An 18,945-nucleotide genomic window follows, 5' to 3' on the forward strand; every position below is an offset into this window, starting at 1 on the left:
GCCAGACTCGCCGAGCTTCTCGAGCGCGTATTGGCGCACCGTCTCAAGGAGCCGGTATCTCGTTGAGCCGCTGGTGTTTTCGGCGACAACCAGCGACTTGTCGACGAGCAGGGTGAGCTGGTCCAGCACCTGGTAGCGCTCCACCCCGTCGGCCCCGGTGACCGCCTGGGCGGCGTCGAGGTCGAAGCCACCCAGGAATACGGCCAGCCGGCGGAACAGGATTCGCTCGGTGTCGGTGAGCAATGCGTGCGACCAATCCACCGAGGCGCGCAGGGTCTGCTGCCGGCGCACCGCGATCCGGGAGCCACCCGTCAAGAGACGGAACCGGTCGTGCAGGCTGTCGACGATCTCCGTCAGCGACAAGGTGCGCACCCGCGCCGCCGCAAGCTCGATCGCCAGCGGCATCCCGTCCAGGCGCCGACAGATCTCGGTCACCGCGCCGGCATTTCCTTTTCGCGGGTCGTCGTCAACGATGAAGTCGCTTCGAGCTAACCGAGCACGATCGGCGAATAACTCGATGGCGTCATCGGACAGCGAGAGCGAGGGCACCTGCCAGCCCGCTTCACCCGTAACGCCGAGGGGTTCACGGCTGGTGGCGAGGACGGTCAGCCTCGGCGCGGCACCCAGCAGCGCACCGACCATCGAGGCGGACGCGTCGAGCAGATGTTCGCAGTTGTCCAGCACCAGCAGCATGTGACGGTCGCGCAGATGCTGCTGAAGCGTGTCGATGGTCGATTGACCGGGCCGGTCGGGCAGCCCCAGCGCACGGGCCGCGGCGACTGGCACAACAGCGGGATGGGTGATCGGCGCCAAATCCACGTAGCAGATTCCGTCGTCGTACTTTTCGGCCAGTGCCGCGGCGACCTGCACGGCCAGGCGGGTCTTGCCCGCCCCGCCGGCGCCAGTAAGGGTGACCAGCCGGTTGCTCGCCAGCGCTTCGCGAAGGTTGCCGATTTCTTCATGGCGCCCAACGAAACTCGTCAGTTGTGCCGGAAGGTTATGAGAGACAAGGGATTTAGGTGTGCGCAGCGGCGGGAACTCGTTGCGCAGATCGGGGTGGCACAGCTGCATCACCCGCTCGGGCCGGGGTAGATCACGCAGCGGGTGAGTGCCCAGTTCGGTCAACGACACGTCGGGTGGGAGCTGGTCGACCACCAGTAGTTCGGTCGCGCCGGACAACACCGTCTGCCCGCCATGAGCCAGATCCCGCAACCGAGCGGTGCGGTTGATCGTCGGGCCGATGTAGTTGCCCTGGTCGCGCAGCCGCACGTCGCCGGTGTGGATCCCGATGCGCAATCGGATCGGGGCCAGCGGCGCTCGCTGCAGATCCAGCGCGCAGGCCACCGCATCAGAAGCAGAAGCAAAGGCGATCACGAAGCTGTCGCCCTCACCCTGCTCGACCGGACGCACTCCCTCATGGGCGGCGACCACGTCCGAGAGCAGCTGGTCCAAGCGTGATACCGCGGCGGCCATCTCATCGGGCTGCGTTTCCCAGAGCCGGGTCGAGCTTTCGACGTCGGCCAGCAGCAACGTCACTGTTCCAGTCGGAAGTCCGCTTACGCCCACTTCGCTCCAGTCAGTCTCGCTCATGTTAGCCAGCATGCGGTGACGCAGATCGCAGAACATCAGGCAAATCACCTATAAACCCTCAGAAGGCCGCGCCTACCTACGTGCCAGTCCGCCGCGAAGATAGGGGCTTGCCCCGATGGTCTGCGGCCGTAACGGCCGGATAGTCGGACCATGACCGCCACCACGCACACCCGGCACATCTTTGACGTCGACTGGCCGACCTTCGCCTACCAGGACGCCGCAGATCCGGACACGGCGCATCGCATCATCCGGCAGGCACAGCAGCAGGCGCCGATAGCGTTGGGCCCCTACGGCCCCGAGGTGCTCAGCTACGACTTGGTGCGCGCCGTGCTGCGCGATTCGCGCTTCGAACTGCCGCGCGGCATGGGCCTGGTGGTGCAGGGCATCACCTCGGGACCGGTGTCGGACAAGGTGTGCCAGACGATCATGTGCGTCGACACCGCCCAGCATCAACGGCTGCGCCGCCTGGTATCGAGAGCGTTCACGCCGCGGGCCGCCGAGCGGATGCGAACGGCATGCGCCGCCGTCATCACCGAGCTGCTCGACCGGCACAGCGCGGCGGGTCACTGCGACATGGTTCGCGACATCGCCCGGCCCTACCCGGTTCCGATCATCTGCGCCCTGCTGGGCGCACCCGCTGGGGACTGGGAACTGTTCTCGGGCTGGGCGGACGACATCAGTAAAGCCTTCGGCGACAACGTCGCCGCGTCGGAATCCGCGATTCTGCGGGCGTGGGGGCAACTGGACACCTATGTGGAGGACTTGATCGCCCGCCGCCGGCACGCGCCGGGCGACGACCTCATCTCGGAACTCGTTCGCATCGAAGATGACGGCGACCGGCTCAGCCACGACGAGCTGGTCAACCTGGTCGCCATACTGCTCAACGCAGGCACCGAAACCACCCGAAACCAGTTGGCCGCCGCAGTGCAGGTGTTGGCTGACCATCCGGACCAGTGGGCATTACTGGCCGAAAATCCCGGCCTGGCACCGAAAGCCGTCGAGGAAGTGATGCGCCACTTCCCGATCACGTTCGCCGGGCTACGCGTCGCGACCACCGACGTTGAACTGGGCTTAACCCTCGTCCCGGCCGGCGCCTACGTGCTGCCCAACACCGCGGCCGCCAACCGCGACCCGGCGGTATACGTCGATCCCGATCGCCTGGACATCGCGCGGGAGGGCCCGGCACCGATGCTGACCTTCGGCGGCGGCGCGCACTACTGCCTGGGCGCCCACCTCGCCAGAATCGAACTCGCCGAAGCCCTGAAGGTCATCACTCGGCGGATGCCGAATGCGCGACGCACCGGCCCCGTCCCGTGGAAGCCGATCGCCGGGATCAGCGGCCCGGCTTCATTGCCCATCGCATTCGACGCCGGTCGTTAATCCAGGTGTTTTGTCGGCGCACTGCGAACGTTGCTGGCCAAGGCCCGCGGCGACGACGCCGGTTACCTCGAACTTCGAGACCGCTACCGGGTGCTGGCCGTCTCGGTCGGCTTCCAGGGACACGTGCAATGGGCCGAAGCGATGCCGTAACTTCTGCGCGTTCCACCCCGCCCACCGCCGACCGCACGCTAAGTTCTCCGGTGTGATAGTCACCGGAGCCTTCTTGGCTGAAGCAGCTGCAACGGTAGATAACAAACTCAACGTCCAGGGTGGGGTGCTGGCCAGGTTCACTGTCGGGCCAGACCGGTCAGCCAGATTTGTGTTGGTAGTGCTGACCCGGGCCGATGCCGAAAACTCCGACCGCCGCATCGATGTCGAGATCATGCCGCCGACGCTCGACGAGGCACAGCATCTGCGCTTCGAGGTGCCGGAAGCCTCCCTCGGCGAGTTCCCCGGGTTCGCTTTCTTCGAGATCGCGGTAAACCTGCCGTTCGATGGCCGCTGGATGATCGTGGTGAACGGCGGGGGCGAGGCGGTCTCGCTGCCGCTGGTAGTGAGCAGCTGGGAGCCACCGCCGTCGCCGCAATCGTTCGGCATTTGACGGGTCGCCGGTTCACGCCCGGCGTTTGTACCGTTGGCAAACTCCGCCGGTTGTCACACGATTTGCCCGCATCAGTTCAGCGCCGGCATCACCACGTCGGTGAGCAGTTGGAGAGATTTCCACGCCTCGTCGACCGGCATGCCGCCGACCAGCGGGTGCAACACGATCGGCCCGTACTGGTCGGCCGCACGGACTTCGGCGATGAGCTGGTCGGGAGTCAGGAACCGGTATCGTCCCGATGCCTTGACCTCGTCCAGGGTCTGCACCCCGGGCAGGTGCATCAAAGATCGTTCGTCGCTTGACCATCCGCCGTAAGTGACTGCCTCCCAAAGGATGTAATCGCCGAGTTCCGCCCATGCCCGCTCTGGGTCCTCGTGCAGGTAGATCATTCCGCGGTTGGTCGGCCCGGGCATCAGGATGAGTGGTTTGATGCCGGCCTCCGAACACAGCTCGCGGTAGTAGTCGGCGATGTCGGGCAGGTGATCGGCCAGGCTCAGCGGCAGCCTGAACCGCGCCGCTCGCCTGGCCGTGGCGCGTGCACCGCCGCCGACGAACAGCGTCGGATGCGGCTGCGTCCAGGTACCGGTGCAGATTCCCGCGTCCGGATCCGCGCCTGCCCACACCGACAGCATCCGTTCGACCAGACTGTCCATCAACTTGCCCCGCTGGCTGAAATCCACCCCGAGCGAGTCGTATTCGACGGTGCGGTAGCCCAGACCCACCGTGGTGAGCAACCGGCCATGGCTCATGTTGTCAACCAGCGCAATGTCTTCGGCCAGCCGGACCGGATTCCACAACGGACCCAGCGCGCAGTCGACGCTCGCGATCATCCGCGAGGTGCGGGCCAGGAACATCGCGGCGGCCATGATCGGGTTGCAGCTCCAGCCGTGCCCGGTGGCGTGATGCTCGTCGACGCTCACCGAAGTGATGCCATGCGACTCGCCCCACTGCGCCAGCTCCAGAGCGGCATTGATCAACTCGCTCTGCTTGCGTGGATTCCCTTGTGGGGAGCCGAAGTTGAACCGCAGCACCGTGATCAGCATGCCGGGACTACCGATCAGGGGTTTGGGAGCGCAAGAATGCGGGCCAGTCGGGAAACAGTGCGCGGTCGACGATCTCGATGCGAGTGCCGAATGCATCGACGTAGTAGGCGAATAGCTCGAGTTCCGCCCCCGAGACGGCGGCGGTGGCTTCGAAAGCAAAGCCGTTGTCCTGAAGCGCTCGCGCGGTGTCGGCCAGATTGTCGGCGAAGTAACCGAGGTGATGGACCGAGTTGCCGGGCGCCGCCACCCACGGACTCCCGGGAACCTCCTGGATGAGTTCGATGTGCGGACTCTGTAGGGAATAGACGATCGTCGAGGTGAATTCATGTGTCCCGCCGGCCGCGGTGCGGAACGGAAGCGTGTACGACAGCGGAGTGATCCACTGATAGCCGGCCAACGACGTGAGGCGGGCCATCGCGGCCTCGAGGTCGGGCACCACGACGCCGGTGTGGTAGAGATCCTCCGGTCTTAGTGTCATGAGTTCCTCGCTATCTGCTTCTCTCTAAATAGGCACGCAGCCAAGCGCTTTCCCAGAAATTACTACTTTCCGCCAACAGGCTTTCGTGGGCGGCTCGCAATACCTCGCGCGCCCCCGGGTGATCGTCGGGGACCAGCTCGGCGAGGTGGACGGCGTGCAGTGGACGGCCCGCATCCAGGTGTGCCCGCGCCCGATCCACGAGCGCGTCGGCGCCGGCCAGTTCGACCACGTCGGCGCTGACGGCATCGAAGCCAACCGGGTACAGCTCGGTCGTCGAGCGGTGATGGAACCAGCCCGAGTAATTTTCCCAGACGGCGCGCACATCCCAGGCCACCTTCCCGTAGCCTTGTCCCACTTCGTATTCCGCGGGCAAGGCGATCTCGCGCATCAGAGTCCGCACATCCTTGCCGGCGTTCATCCCGGCGACGGTCTGGTCGTGGACGTACTGAATCGCGTCACGCAGCCTGGTCAACTCGGCGCGAATGCGATCGCCGCCCGCAATCGGTTCGAAGTGACCTGTCACCAGTAGCTCTGCCCCCAGATCACGCACCCGTTCGACGGATGCGATGGCCTTCAAAGCGTCCCGATACCGGTCGCCGCGCATGGTGACAAGGTTGGGGATATGCCCGAATATCGGTCCGAAGGTGTTTCCGCACAGGCAGATTCCTTCTTCAGACAACCACACCACCAACGAGTCGTTGGTTTCTCCGCCGGGTACCGAGATGAGCTGCAGCCGTCGTCCGCCGACCTCGAGGGTAAGCGTGTCCTCGAAGTCGAGATCGACTGTCGGGACGCTCTGGCCAGGCAGGCGCTCGGTACCGAGACGTCGTTGGATGGCCTGGATACCGGTCGCCAGCGTGTCCTTGAAGGCGAATGCGCTACGGCTGGCGCGATACGGGATGAGGCGTTCGTTGTCGTCTCGCCAGAGCGTCCAATTCGCCTGCGCGACAACCGTTGTATCGGGGTCACGCACACTGTCCAATCCCCCGACGTGGTCCACGTGGCCTTGCGTGAAGATGATGTAGCGTACCGGCGAGGAGTCGACGACGTCGAAGTTCGCGCGGTGTACCGGGCCCTCGAAGCCCATCCCGGTGTTGACGATCACCCGGCCCTCGCCGGTGGTCAGCAGGTAGGTGTTCGACAGACCCGGTGAGCACCACAGTCCCGGGGCGATCTGCTCGGCGTGTTCTGCGGCCGCGGGACGCATCGCGTCGGCGCCGGGCCGGCTGCGATAGATCGGTTCGGACATCGCTGCTTTCTCCTTCATTCGGGGCGGACGTCGAACCTGTCGAAGTAGAAGCCGAATCGCTCGCGGAGTTGGTCGGCTGAGACGCCGAAGTGCCGTTGCAGGTCGTAGCGGATACGCCCGTGCTTGCCGCGCGGATTGCCGTCCAGGTATTGCTGGAATCGTCCACGTACCGGCGATGTCAATTCGACTCCCCCACGTCGGTAAAGCTCTTCCAGCAAATGCATTTCGTTTCCGTTGAGGTGGTGGAAGCTGATGTCGATGCTGCGTTCGGCCGGAACCAGCTCGCGGTCGCGCACACACGCGCTCAACAGTCGGTGCACGCGATCGGCCCAGTAGTCCAGCAGCCACTCGGGCTCAATGCTCGTCCGGCGCAGTCGGTCGGAATAAGCCATCATCGTGATCGCCGACTGGATCACCGCGGCGGGATCGCGGTGCGTGAAAGCCACCGTCGCGTCGGGAAAGGTCGTCATCAGCGGGCCGAGTTGCTCACAATGCTGCGGACTCTTGAGCACCCAGGTCCGCGGGCCGCGCAGGAATGTCAACGCCTGCAGCACTTTTTTCAGGTATGCGTAGTGCCGCGTCTGGTCGAGCCCCAGGTAGTAGTCACGCCAGTCAGGAACGCGCGCATGCCATTCCAGCACGTAGCCGGCCAGGTCGAGGTCGAGGAGTTCGACCTCTTCCTCGATCGCGTCGGGGAACCGGTCGTGCATGGCCGCCACCAACGGGGCGCTGGCCATCAGTGCGTCGTGTTCGGCCTTGGCTCGCGCGTAGCGCGGGTCGACCCCGAAGATGTCGGCGCCCTGGCCCCGAGCCGGTATCGGATCCTGACTCTCCCAGTACGGCAAGGCCCGTCGTCGCGGGTCGGCGGCAACTAGATTCACCAGATGCGTGGTACCGGATCGCGGCATGCCGACGACAATGAGCGGCTTGTCGATCGGGATCTCTTCGATCTCGGGATACCGCTTGAGCAGGTCGGTCAACGACAACCGGTTCCGCAGCAGACGGACCACTCGTTGCCGCAGCGACGAGCGGGTGAGCTGGGTCAGCCCCTCGTCGCCTTCGATCGCGGCGACGTGGGCGGCCAGGCGCCCACCGAAGCCGTCCACATCGTCCAGGTCCCCGACACCCGCCTCGGCAACTGCCTGCGCGAGCATCCGCTCGATGTCGAACTCGACGTGCCTGGCCTCGGTGTACTTCAGGATCTGCCGTTGGATGTCGGTCAGCTTGGGCGACGTCAGATCGTCGAAGTCGATGTCGTCGATGTCGTCGATGGCTTGGACCTCCTCGACATCCCGATCGAAATATGACAAAGACGCTAGCCGCGGCCGGCACCGTTCACTAATCCACCTCCCCTGCGCAACCGATGGGGCGGTAGCCTGCAGCGGGAATCCGCCCAGTCTCTGATCTCGGCAGAAAGGAAGTCCGGTGCTCGTCGGCGCCGTGCCCGGGCCGAACCCGGGCGACCCCGGTTACGGCACCGGATTGAGCCCGACTCTCGCCGGCGACCCCGCGGACGATCCGGCGATGGCCGTCGCCGCCGGTTCGTCGGATCAGGTGCCGCTGCAGGACAGCCCGCCGGCATATGACGGCCCGCCAGGGCCCGACCGTGATCAGGCGTGGCTGACGTATCTGTCACAGGCCAACGGGGCGACGACCAGACCGGTCGATCCGACGATATTGGTCTTGCCCGACCCCGATTCAGTGTCTGATCCCGGCCTGAAAACCCTTGGAGCAGCTGCCAAACAGCAGGGCGTGAGCTATACGTGGGGCGGCGGCCACGCCAAGGCAGCCGGCGTATCGGTCGGTTTCCGCCATGACACCGCCGACGAATCCTGGACATTCAACGACGAGAACCGGACCGGCTTCGACTGTTCGGGTTTGGCGCGCTTCGCCACCCACGCGGGCAGCGGATTCGACCTGGGCTGCGGCAATACGGTCTTCCAGGAGGACGTACTGCCCTCCCACGGTGCCACGGTGGTTCCCGACTCGGCGCTTCAGCCCGGTGATCTCATTTACTATGGGCCGCGCGGGGACTCATCTCACGTGGCGATCTATGCCGGCAACGGGCTCATGGTCCACGCTGGGCAATCGGGTCAGCCCGTTGCAGTCAGCCCATTGCGGCATGATCAGCACCGCAACTATCACCTGCGTGCCTGATCGAGGTTGCCGTCGCGCACCGGCCGTGGACGGATGCGATCATGTATGTCTGTTACCGACCTGTATGGGGTGACCATGACCGATGCCCAGGGCACTAACTCTGAGCTGAACGCGAAGAGGGCTCAGTGGCAGGACTGGGTGCGCAGACAGATCGGCGGCGATGAAGCCCGCGTCCAAGCCGCCGCCGAGGCGGCTCTGCGTGCGGCACTGGCCGGTGCGTCGAGTCAGGACGCAGCCGCCGCGGCCCGACAGGCCGCCGGCCTCGGGAGCGCCGGGCCCACGGGCGCCCGACCGCCCGTCGGCGCCCCGCCCGCCACAACACCACCGCCCGGCACCGCCCCGGTGCCGCCCGGCTATGACGCGACAACCCCGGCGCCGGTTCGAGTTCGGTGGTATCGCAAGCCCCTCGTCCTGCTGGCGGTGGCGGTAGTCGTCATCGCTGTGATCGCTCTGTTGATCTGGGGTGTCTCGTCGCTCATGTCGGGTCCCAGTGCGCCATCGACGAGCGTCGTCCCATCCACCAGTACGACAACCAGCACGACGAAAGAGACGACGAAACGTACCAGGAAGCCCAAAACTTCCACCTCTACGACGGAGAGCCCGAACGCGGCCATCATCACGACCCCGTCGCTGTCGCCGTAACGACCTTTTTTCGATTCCCGCACCCGACCGCCGGACCCCGACGTAGGCTTCATCCAGTCGCTACAATCGTCATTAAATACCGTGAGCACAACGGATTTGGGGTTTCCGCAGGTGGGGTTCGTGGTTGCTTCGGCGGCGCACGCCCATGGCCGTTACGGCATCCTCTGCGGTGATCCCGCCCGGCTCTCCAAGAATCCGTCAAGACAAGGACGATATTGTCCGCGAGTCGCGCTCACGATACGCGGCGGAGCTGCTTAAATACCCTCCAATACTGTTGGATGACAACGAGATAACAATTGACTACCTCGAGCGAGTGCGTCCCTGACGACACCCCCGGGCGCGACTACTCTCGCGCCGTGAACCGTCGAGCGGCCCTGAAGGTGCCCCTGCTGCTGGCGGCCGGCATGGCGCTGGCCCACACACCCCGCGCTTCGGCGGAAGAAGCACGCTGGTCGACCGACCGTGTCAATCGCTGGTATCAAGCGCAGGGCTGGCTCGTCGGCGCCAACTTCATCACCTCGACCGCCATCAATCAGCTCGAGATGTTTCAGGCCGACACCTACGACGCCCGCCGCATCGACGCCGAGTTGGGCGCGGCCAGGTTGCACGGGGTGAACGCGGTGCGGGTCTTCCTGCACGACCAGCTGTGGGCGCAGGACCGCCAAGGCTTCCAGAACCGTCTCGCGCAGTTCGTCGGAATCGCGGCGCGGCACGGCATCAAACCCCTCTTTGTCCTGTTCGATTCCTGCTGGGATCCGTTGCCCCGGCCCGGGCGTCAGCGCGCGCCGAGACCCGGTGTGCACAACTCGGGTTGGGTACAGAGCCCGGGTGCCGAGCACCTGGACGATCGGGGCTATCGGAGCGTTCTGCAGGACTACGTCACCGGGGTGTTGAGCCAGTTCCGCAGCGACGACCGGGTTCTGGGTTGGGACCTGTGGAATGAGCCCGACAATCCCGCCAAGGTGTATCGCCAGGTCGAGCGGAAAGACAAACTGGACCGGGTCGCGGAGTTGCTGCCACAGGTGTTCCAGTGGGCGCGTTCGGTCGGTCCGGGTCAACCGCTGACCAGCGGCGTCTGGGACGGGGAATGGGGAGATGCGGCGCGCCGCAGCACAATCGCCGGCATTCAGCTGGACAACTCCGACGTGATCACATTCCACAGCTATGCCCCACCGGGCGAGTTCGAGTCCCGGATCCGTGAACTTACGCCGCTGGGACGGCCGATCATGTGCACCGAGTACATGGCCCGGTCGCAGGGCAGCACCGTGGAAGGCATCCTGCCGGTTGCCAAGCGACACAACGTCGGTGCGTTCAATTGGGGACTGGTAGCCGGCAAAACTCAGACCTATTTCCCATGGGATTCCTGGGACCACCCGTACCCGACGCCACCGAAGGTGTGGTTCCACGACCTCCTGCTACCCGACGGGCGGCCCTATCGGGACAGCGAAATGCAAACGATGCGAAGCCTGACCGGCAATGTGCTGTACGCCCAGGACCGAGGTGGCGGCGCTCGGTAGCTGCGGGAGGCCCGATTGGCGGGGGGTTGGGCGGTTCGCCCAACCCCCCATCCGTCAGCGGTTCGCCGCCCGGTCGCTATTCAGCGCCTTCGCGCCTTCCTCGACCTCGCGCAACGTGTGCGAAAGGTCGGCGCCGACAGATGGCTGCTCGCCGTCGGCGCCTCCATTCGCCTTGGGCCCGAACATGCTGGTGACCATCTGATAGATCGGGCCAATAGCGCCGACCAACTCGGCCAGCCCCGAACCGCCGTTGAGGATGTTGAGGTTGGCGTGCTGCAACCCGAGGCCCTGAGCCAGCTCGCGGGCGATCTGGGGCATGACCTCGACCCGCTTCGCCTCGATCTGGGCGTTGTTGTTGGCGGCCAGCGCCTCGGCTTTCTTCAGCGCACCGACAGCCTCGGCCAGTTCGTACGCCTCCTTTGATGCGGCTTCGGCTTCACCCTCCGCCCGACGGGCGGCGGCTCTCGCCTCACCCTCGGCGCGGGTGGCCTCGGCCTTGAAGGTCGCAGCATCACGCAGGGCCTCGGCGTCGAGTTTGACCTTGGCCGCCGCCGCCTGGGCCTGCTTCACCTCGCGAGTGGCCGAAGCGTCAGCCTCATGCCCGGCCCGCTTGGCGGCAGCCTCCGCCGCACTGGTCTGGGCGTCGGCCTCAATGCGTAGCCGCCGAGCCGCGGCCTCTGCGGGCTTGATCTGCTCGGCGATCAACTCACGCTCACGCAGCGCGGCGTGAGTGTCGGCCACCGCCTGCCGGCGCTCCAGCACCTGTCGCTCGACGTCGGCCTGGGCCAATTGGCCTGAAGCGGCGGCTTCGGCGTTGGCCTTGTCCACCTCGGCTTTGATCGTGGCCTGCTTGAGTTGGGTCTCGCGGATCTGGTCGTTCTTTTTACGCTCGGCTTCTTGCCGCGCCTGGGCTGATTCCTGATCAGCTTTCGCGGCAGCAATGGCGGCGTCTTTCGCGGCCTCGGCAAGGTGAGGTGCAGCGAGGTTGTCGAGGTAGCCAGAACCGGCGTCATCAAAGTGCTCGATCTGCAGCGAATCCACCGTGAGTCCGAGCTTGCTCATCTCGAACTGTGACTGCTTGAGAATCTCCTCAGCTAACGCGTCGCGGTTGCGGTGAATGTCGACGACCTTCATGGCCCCGACGATGGAGCGCAGGTGTCCGGCGAAGATGTTGCGGGTCATGTCCTCCATCTCGCCCTTGCGCTGCTCACCCAGGAAGCGTTGAGCAGCGGCGTTGACAGCGGGAATGTCGGACTGAACCTTGAAAGCCACGACGGCCTTGAGGTTCAGCAGGATGCCCTCGGTGCTGCGGCAGGTCTCCTCGATCTCCACCTTGTGCAGGTCAAGACCTAAGAATCGCACCTTGCGAAAGCCGGGCATCACCCACGCGCCGTGGCCGATCACTACCTTGAACTGCGCGCCTTCGGTCTTTTGTTTGCCACCCGAAATCAGCATGGCCTGATCGGGACTCGGCACCCGGTAACCGAACATCTATTTCTCCTTCTCTTTGTGGTTTTGATTGCCTTCCTTCGTCGGCGGCGTTTTGACCGCCGGCCGGCGAAGTGGGTCTGGGTGTTGTTTGTGTCAGCAACCGTGCTCGGGGATTCTGCCGCTGACAACCTGGGCTATGGGCTCGCTTTCAACTGGCGCCTTGTCGCCGCAGCCTGACGGCAGCAGTGCGACGGCGATGATCCGCGTCAGGGTGCGAGGGTGCTCATGGTCGTCCTTTCGAGCGATCGGGCCCTAAGTTATCGCCCACCGTTTGCGAAATTCTTGCGTTCGTTTCGGCTACCGATCCCAACAATTCTCGACCTCGAAGCGCCCTTCTGCCAGATCGAAAAAAGACGCAAAAGCGCGCGACTGCGAATCGATCGACCGAGGGTGGAAACCAGCATGGTTGGTAGCATCTGGGGTTGTTAGGGAGGCTGCCCGTGGACGAGATGTCCGGGCGCTACCGGCTGATCGAGTTGATCGGCGAAGGCGGCATGGGCAGCGTCTATCGCGCCCACGGCACGATGATGAGTCGCGAGATCGCCATCAAGGTGCTGCCTCCCGAGTTTGCGTCAGAACCCATGTATCGGCAGCGTTTTCGCCGGGAGGCCGCCACCGCCGCGCGGTTGAACGAGCCGCACATCGTCCCGATCTATGAGGCCGGTGAAATCGACGGCCGGTTGTATCTGACGATGCCGATCGTCGCCGGCGTCGACCTGAAAACCCGTCTCGAACGCGACGGGCCGATGACCCCGCGACTGGCCGTCAAGGTCATCGAGCAGGTCGCCGCCGCGCTGGATGCCGCCCACGACGCGGGACTGGTGCATCGGGACGTGAAACCGTCCAACGTGTTGCTGACCGCCAACGAGTTTGTCTACCTGATCGATTTCGGGATCGCGCATGACGCATCGGCCACGAAATTGACGAGCGCCGGCGCCTTCTTGGGCACCTATGCCTACATGGCACTGGAGCGCTTCAGCTCCAGGGCCGCCGACGCGCGCGCCGATGTGTATGCGTTGGCGTGTGTGCTTTATGAATGCCTGACCGGGCAGCAGCACTATCCAGGAAACAGCCTCGAACGGCAGATCGCCGCGCACCTGACCGCGGATATCCCGAAACCGTCGGTGGTCAATCCGGCCGTACCGGCCGCGTTCGACGAGGTGGTCGCGCGCGGCATGGCCAAATTCCCCGACCAGCGTTATCAAACCGCCGAGCAACTGGCCATCGCCGCCGGTCGCGTGCTTATCGACGCGGCGGTCCCGGCCCCCTCTCAGGCGGCGCCGGGCTCCGCCACCTGGCCATCTGTCACACCGCCCGGGCCCAATTTCGGTCCGCAACCGATGGCGCCGCCCGGCGCGTGGGCCCCACCCTTCCGGCGACCCCGCAGTACTTCACCCCGGTTGGGCCGCCGTGGGTCGGGGGGTCTGTGCCCTCACGCGCATCCCGAAAGGGCTGGATCATCGCCGGTGCTGCGGCCGCGGCGGCCATACTCACGATCGCGATCGTCGTGGTGATCATCGGGGGTCCGGGCCCGATGACACCTGGCGCGCAACGGAACTCGACGAGCTCGGAGACCTCGTCGAGCGCACCCCCCGCAACCCCGATGGTGAGCCCAGACCAGCTGAAATCCATCCTGCTCAGCGCGCCGGACGTCAGCGACATCATGGGCGCGTCTATGCAATCCGGGCCCATTTTCAATCAACCCTGAAGAGCTCTGCCGGCAAATGGCGGGGCTGTGCCGGGCAAACCGTCACCCTGACGGAAAGTGGCCAAACTGTGCAGTGGAACATCGGGGATCTCGTCGGGGATGTCCCGACAATTGCGCAGCGAAAGACGACGCCTGCCATCGGCAACGGCTACGCGTGCCAGCACGCCCTGAGTGCGGTGTCAAATGTGGTCCTCGACGTGGAGGTGTGCGGCTTTCAGATTATTGACCAGGCCCGCCAAATCGCCGACAAAATGGTGGCCAAAGTAACCCAATAATTGCATTGGATCGATTGCATACGGCCGTCACGAATGCGCTGAACTCCCGGCTTCTCGTGGTCCGTGAGTGGTCGCTCTTGCCTGAGCCGCCCTGTCCCGCCAGTGTTGTGCCATAGCCATGTCCGGCGGGTCAAATGCGAACTCGAACAAGACGGCCAGGTACTCCATGGCCGTGGAATCTCTGGTCTGCGCGGCTCTCTCGTACCAGCGCTGCGCGGCGGTGAAGTCTGGCGGACTGCTCTTTTCAGCCCACAACTGACCGATCTGGAGCATGGCGTAGCTGTCGCCGGCATCGGCGGCTTGCCGGTAGCAGCGCTGCGCCCCTTCCAGATCCGGCGGGCTCGTCTTGTCCGCGAAGAGTGCAGCGAGCCGATCTGCTGCTTGGTGGAACCGAACCGAGTCGCCTTCCGCCCTGGCTTCCTCGAAGGCTCTTTGATACCAGTGCCGCGCCGCAGCCAGATCTGGCGGGTCCATTTTGTCCGCAAACAGGTCACCGAGATCCGTCATCGCGGAATCGTCGCCGGCGTCGACGGCCTTCTCATACCAGTGTTGCGCGGCGGCCAGATCCGGCGGAGTCATCTTATCGGCGAATAATCTAGCGAGATCCTTTGCGACACAGGTATAAAACCATGAATTGCCGTCGCTCAAGGCCCCTTCGGCAGACCGCTCATACCAGCGCTGTGCCGCGCTCAAGTTTGGCGGATCTGTCTGGTCGCGGCGGCCTTGCTCCACCACCGTTGTGCTTCGCTGCCGTCGGGCCAGTCTCGAAAGCGTGCAATATCGCCGAGAGCAACCATGGCGTCGGCGTTGCCGGCATCGGCGGCTCTGGTGTACCAGTGGATTGCATCTCGGTTACCAGATTCGTCGCTGTGCCGGAGCAAGTCCCCGAGCCTGACCATGGCCTCGGTATGGCCGGCTTCAGCGGCGTGTCGAAATGCACGCACTGCCGTCGAGGTCGAGCGACGATCTGTTGTGGCGACTCCTATTTCGAACGCAGTGTCGGGGTCCAGCGGCCGAAAAGCCGCATCCGCGCCGGCGGAATCCAGATTCGATAGTTCGGCGATGACGTCCATGACCGCCGGCAAATTCTTGAGTTGCGCGTGATATTGCGCCTCGTCGGTGAGGTCGTTGATCCGTTGGGCCTGCTCGCATCTCTGAAGTTGTTCTGCCGCATCGCGGTGAGCGGGGTCAGCTTCCAGGACCTGCGTGTAGAGCCGTATCGCCGCCGCCCAGTCACCAGCGTCTTGCGCGCTCACCGCTTGCTGATACGTAAATGCGGTATCTCGTTGCGCCGCAGCGGCTTCGCGCAGCGCCGATGCGTCGCGATAAGACGGGTCGAGGCTGAGGAGATTATCGAGCAGGTCGACCGCGGTCACGTAACGCTGCGCCCTCAGCTCCGCACGGGCTTCCACATACATCGCGCGTAGCTGGGCTTCCGAAGGGCTCGGTGCTGCGACGGTGGCGGCGTGGGAGTCGGTGGGTTCCTCGCCCGTGTGACGTCCGCGCGGGACAGCATGGTTTGCAGCAAGCCGATGATGTCCGTGCGAACTGATAGTTCGTGTTCCTCCTCCAGAGCGGCGCGCAATTCGAAGACCAGTTGCCGTCGTACCGAAGGCGCTAGTTCTTCGGAACTATGGATCGTGACCCCGAGCCTCTGCAGGTACTCGTAGGGGATCCGCGGAGGCGCCGGAAGCGGCTCTGGCAGTTCGGCCCGGCGGGCCGCGTGTTGGTAAATAGAACCCATCAGCGCGAAACCGGTTGCCGCACTGGCGTCGCGGTAGTCGATGCCCTGCACGGAGAAGATGGGGTCGATCCGATAGCTGCTGACCTCGCCGATCTGCACCGGGAGGATCGGCAGGTTCAGCTCCCTGGCGTAGCCGAGCTCGCTCCGGCAGGGCTTCGAACGAAGGGCACTGTCCGACAGTGCGAAAAGGAAAACTTCACACTTTCGGATCTGCTCGAGGATCTCGGTCCACCACGCGTCACCGCCCCGGAGCTCCTTGTCGAACCAGACGTCGAGATTGCCGCGGTCAAGATCCGCCACCAGTGCCGTGACCGCGACCTCGTCCTGCCGGGAGTAGCTGACAAATACTTTCGCCACACCAAAGCCTCCCGGTCACCCGTCTCGCATACGGTGCGAGCGTATCCGCGATTTTGACAAGGTGTCGAAAGAACGACTGCCCCGAGCAAACGCGGCGACATAGTCTCGGCGCAGCACCGCCCACTCCTCCACCGACGGGACGCGCCCCGACACCAGCAAGCGGGCCACCGACACGGCCGCGGGCGACAGTTCCGGGCCCGCCCCAAACGCCACCGCCTGGGTGTGTCGAGTTTGGCGTCCGTCAGCCTGCACTCGAAGCGGTTGTGCGCACGGGCCAACAACGTGATCCAGCTTCGTTCCATCGGGACGGTGTGATGCAGAACGCCAATTCCTACCGTTGTGGTAGCAGTCATCACGTCCAAACGAGCCCTGCAAATCGGGCGAGAAACCTAGCCTGAGAGTACTCAACGGAGGAGCCGACCATGGGTTTCACCAAACCCCACCAGCCTGACCTAGATCCCGAAAGATTTCTGCAGCAGCCGTTTCTCGAGCGCATCAGGACGCTCGTCCTGACGTGGTCGGAGGACGGGTTCGGCGTCGCACGGATGGTCCACGTGCTCTACATCGTCAAGCTCGTCTTCTTTTATGCCGTCCTGGGCATCACGGTGGCCACCGTGACGTCCGGCTTGCCGGCGATTTGGCATGTGTCGGGCTGGTGGAACCAGCCGATCGTGTATCAGAAGGCGATTCTGTGGACGATCCTGCTCGAGATCATCGGCGTCGCGGGCTCCTGGGGGCCGCTCGCCGGCAAGATCAAGCCGATGACCGGCGGTTACCGGTTCTGGGCGCGCCCCAGCACCATCAGGCTGCGGCCGTGGAAGTGGGTGCCGTTCACCGCGGGCAGCCGGCGCAACTGGTTCGACATCGTCGTGTACCTCGCGTTGATCGTCAGCGTCGTCGTCCCGCTGGTGCTACCCGGCGTGCATAGCGATTCGCTGTCGGCGGTCCTCCCAGCGAACACCTCCGGCCTGGTCAACCCCGTCCTGTTTATCCCGCTGATGGTGTTGTTGGTGGTGATCGGCCTCCGTGATAAGACGATTTTCCTGGCCGCGCGAGGTGAGCAGTACCTGCCCGCTTTGTTCTTCTTCACGGTGCTGCCGTTCGTCGACATGATCATCGCGCTGAAGCTGTTGATCGTCATCGTCTGGGTCGCCGCAGGCTTCTCGAAGTTCGGGTTGCATTTCAGCCTCGTCATCCCGCCCATGGTGGCCAACAGCCCGACCCTGCCGTTCAAGGCGATTAAGCGGGCGCACTACCGCCACTGGCCCGACGACATGCGCCCGTCGCATCTGGCCAGCTTCATGGCGCACGTACCCGGCACCGTGGTGGAAATCGTTGCCCCGCTTGCCCTTTTGTTCTCGCCGTGGCCTTGGCTGACGTACGGAGCAGTGGCGATCATGGTGTGCTTCCACCTCTTCATCATTTCGACGTTCCCGCTGGCGGTGCCGGTGGAATGGAACGTGCTGTTCAGCTACGCGGCGATATTCCTGTTCCTCGGCTTCCCGAACAGCGATGGTTACGCCATCTGGAACATGTCATCGCCGTGGCTGACCCTGGCCATCGCCGCTGCACTGGTGTTCTACCCGGTCCTCGGCAACATCCGGCCGGACAAGGTTTCGTTCCTGCCGGCGATGCGGCAGTACGCCGGCAACTGGGCGACCGCCACCTGGGCGTTCGCCCCGGGCGCCGAGGCGAAGCTGAACCGGGTCACCCGCTCGTCCCGCAACACCCCCGACCAATTGGTCGACTTCGGTTATGAGCCGATGTGGGCGGAAATCGCGACGCAGCGCATCCTCGGCTGGCGCGCCCAGCACAGCCAGGCTCGCGGCTTGTTCTCGGTCTTGGTGAAGAACCTCCCCGACATCGACTCTCGGACCGTGCGGGAGGGCGAGACCCTGTGCAACACGATCATCGGGTTCAACTTCGGCGACGGCCACTTACACGACGAGGAAATGATCAAGGCAGTGCAGGACGAGGCCCAGTTCGAGCCCGGCGAACTGATCATCGCCTGGGTGGAATCGGAGGCCTTCGGTAGTGGGGTCCAGCACTACAAGCTCATCGACGCCAACCTCGGCGTGATCCAGCGCGGTACCTGGAAGGTCGCCGACGCGGTCAACGAGCAGCCCTGGCTGCCCAACGGGCCAATCCCGTTGAACGTCACGTTTACAGCTGGCGTGGCTTCGTGAGTGCCGCGGTCATCGTCGGCGCCGGGCCGAATGGCCTGGCAGCCGCCGTCGCGCTCGCCAAAGAGGGCGTGGACGTGACCGTGCTGGAAGCCGCGGACAAGGTCGGCGCGGCGTCCGCTCGGCCGACCTGACTCTGCCGGGGCTGATCCACGATGTGTGCTCGGCGATCCATCCCATGGCCGTCGGGTCTCCGTTCCTCAATGGGCTCGATCTCGAGCGCTACGGCCTGCGGTGGCTCTGGCCGGAGGTGGACTGTGCACACCCCCTCGATGACGGCTCGTGCGGGGTGCCCTACCGCGACATCGACGCGACGGCCCACGGCCTCGGTGCGGACGGGCCACGGTGGCGCGGGCTGTCCGGGCAGACCGTCGCGCAACTTCGACCTGCTGACCGAGGACATCATGGGGCCGCTTCTGCGGCTGCCGAAGCATCCGCTGGCGCTCGCGCGGTTCGGCGCGCCGACCGTGCTGCCGGCATCGGTGACGGCCCGGTTCTTCCGGACGGAGCAGGCACGGGCCTTGTGCGCG

General features: G+C 64.8%; 18 protein-coding genes and 1 pseudogene. 10 read left to right on the plus strand and 9 right to left on the minus strand.

All coding sequences use genetic code 11. From position 1 onward, the window contains the following. A partial coding sequence (locus tag VML93_RS22655; RefSeq protein WP_325614535.1) for an ATP-binding protein occupies nt 1-1,602 on the minus strand: 1,602 nt, incomplete at its 3' end. Between the two features lie 138 nt (nt 1,603-1,740). Between VML93_RS22655 and VML93_RS22660 the strand changes: the two genes are divergently transcribed. Both VML93_RS22660 and VML93_RS22665 read left to right on the plus strand, forming a co-directional pair. Further along, entirely contained in the window at nt 1,741-2,970 is a 1,230-nt protein-coding gene (locus tag VML93_RS22660) for a cytochrome P450 (protein ID WP_325614507.1), read from the plus strand. A 202-nt stretch (nt 2,971-3,172) separates the two neighbouring features. Next, entirely contained in the window at nt 3,173-3,571 is a 399-nt protein-coding gene (locus VML93_RS22665) for a hypothetical protein (protein WP_325614509.1), read from the plus strand. Nucleotides 3,572-3,642: 71 nt separating this feature from the next. Here VML93_RS22665 and VML93_RS22670 read toward each other — a convergent pair whose 3' ends face one another. The 4 genes from VML93_RS22670 to VML93_RS22685 are packed head-to-tail and all read right to left on the minus strand — an operon-like array spanning nt 3,643 to nt 7,612. Continuing rightward, nucleotides 3,643-4,614, minus strand: coding sequence for an LLM class flavin-dependent oxidoreductase (locus VML93_RS22670; protein ID WP_325614511.1), 972 nt, complete (start codon nt 4,612-4,614; stop codon nt 3,643-3,645). Between the two features lie 7 nt (nt 4,615-4,621). Then, entirely contained in the window at nt 4,622-5,092 is a 471-nt protein-coding gene (locus VML93_RS22675) for a VOC family protein (protein WP_325614513.1), read from the minus strand. Between the two features lie 10 nt (nt 5,093-5,102). Continuing rightward, entirely contained in the window at nt 5,103-6,341 is a 1,239-nt protein-coding gene (locus tag VML93_RS22680; protein ID WP_325614515.1) for an MBL fold metallo-hydrolase, read from the minus strand. Between the two features lie 14 nt (nt 6,342-6,355). Then, a complete protein-coding gene (locus tag VML93_RS22685) occupies nt 6,356-7,612 on the minus strand; it encodes a sulfotransferase (protein WP_325614537.1) in 1,257 nt (418 codons plus the stop codon). Nucleotides 7,613-7,766: 154 nt separating this feature from the next. Here VML93_RS22685 and VML93_RS22690 point away from each other — a divergent pair, with 154 nt between their 5' ends. The 3 genes from VML93_RS22690 (at nt 7,767) to VML93_RS22700 (ending at nt 10,657) form a co-directional block, all read left to right on the plus strand. Continuing rightward, entirely contained in the window at nt 7,767-8,498 is a 732-nt protein-coding gene (locus VML93_RS22690; protein WP_325614516.1) for a C40 family peptidase, read from the plus strand. Nucleotides 8,499-8,543: 45 nt separating this feature from the next. Continuing rightward, nucleotides 8,544-9,140 carry a hypothetical protein gene (locus tag VML93_RS22695; protein ID WP_325614518.1) on the plus strand — a complete coding sequence of 199 codons (597 nt, stop codon included), beginning with the start codon at nt 8,544-8,546 and terminating at the stop codon, nt 9,138-9,140. 356 nt (nt 9,141-9,496) lie between these two features. After that, nucleotides 9,497-10,657: a cellulase family glycosylhydrolase gene (locus tag VML93_RS22700; protein WP_325614520.1), complete on the plus strand. Its 1,161-nt coding sequence runs from the start codon at nt 9,497-9,499 to the stop codon at nt 10,655-10,657. A gap of 54 nt (nt 10,658-10,711) precedes the next feature. Here VML93_RS22700 and VML93_RS22705 read toward each other — a convergent pair whose 3' ends face one another. Then, nucleotides 10,712-12,148 (minus strand): SPFH domain-containing protein, encoded by a 1,437-nt coding sequence (locus VML93_RS22705; protein WP_325614522.1) that lies wholly within the window; start codon nt 12,146-12,148, stop codon nt 10,712-10,714. 449 nt (nt 12,149-12,597) lie between these two features. On the opposite strand from VML93_RS22705, the gene VML93_RS22710 reads away from it, so the two are divergent. Together VML93_RS22710 and VML93_RS22715 are read left to right on the plus strand one after the other, a co-directional pair. Next, nucleotides 12,598-13,662, plus strand: a complete 1,065-nt coding sequence (locus VML93_RS22710; RefSeq protein ID WP_325614539.1) for a serine/threonine-protein kinase — start codon at nt 12,598-12,600, stop codon at nt 13,660-13,662. Beyond that, entirely contained in the window at nt 13,559-14,131 is a 573-nt protein-coding gene (locus VML93_RS22715) for a sensor domain-containing protein (protein ID WP_325614524.1), read from the plus strand. The genes VML93_RS22710 and VML93_RS22715 overlap by 104 nt, the downstream gene beginning before the upstream one ends. A gap of 27 nt (nt 14,132-14,158) precedes the next feature. Here the strand turns inward: VML93_RS22715 and VML93_RS22720 are convergent, their stop codons facing one another. From VML93_RS22720 to VML93_RS22730, 3 genes are read right to left on the minus strand one after another with little or no spacing between them, the layout of a single operon-like run. After that, nucleotides 14,159-14,824: a tetratricopeptide repeat protein gene (locus tag VML93_RS22720; protein ID WP_325614526.1), complete on the minus strand. Its 666-nt coding sequence runs from the start codon at nt 14,822-14,824 to the stop codon at nt 14,159-14,161. Continuing rightward, nucleotides 14,821-15,549, minus strand: coding sequence for a hypothetical protein (locus VML93_RS22725; protein WP_325614528.1), 729 nt, complete (start codon nt 15,547-15,549; stop codon nt 14,821-14,823). The genes VML93_RS22720 and VML93_RS22725 overlap by 4 nt, the downstream gene beginning before the upstream one ends. Then, nucleotides 15,522-16,232 (minus strand): toll/interleukin-1 receptor domain-containing protein, encoded by a 711-nt coding sequence (locus VML93_RS22730; RefSeq protein ID WP_325614530.1) that lies wholly within the window; start codon nt 16,230-16,232, stop codon nt 15,522-15,524. The genes VML93_RS22725 and VML93_RS22730 overlap by 28 nt, the downstream gene beginning before the upstream one ends. 422 nt (nt 16,233-16,654) lie before the next feature. Between VML93_RS22730 and VML93_RS22735 the strand changes: the two genes are divergently transcribed. From VML93_RS22735 to VML93_RS22745, 3 genes and pseudogenes are all read left to right on the plus strand, one after another. Further along, nucleotides 16,655-18,418, plus strand: coding sequence for a DUF3556 domain-containing protein (locus VML93_RS22735; protein ID WP_325614532.1), 1,764 nt, complete (start codon nt 16,655-16,657; stop codon nt 18,416-18,418). Then, nucleotides 18,415-18,549, plus strand: a complete 135-nt coding sequence (locus VML93_RS22740; RefSeq protein WP_325614534.1) for an FAD-dependent oxidoreductase — start codon at nt 18,415-18,417, stop codon at nt 18,547-18,549. The genes VML93_RS22735 and VML93_RS22740 overlap by 4 nt, the downstream gene beginning before the upstream one ends. Nucleotides 18,550-18,687: 138 nt before the next feature. Next, nucleotides 18,688-18,945 (plus strand): annotated as a pseudogene (locus tag VML93_RS22745) (hypothetical protein); the annotation flags it as partial.

This window comes from Mycobacterium sp., assembly GCF_035499775.1.
Taxonomy (GTDB): Bacteria; Actinomycetota; Actinomycetes; order Mycobacteriales; family Mycobacteriaceae; genus Mycobacterium.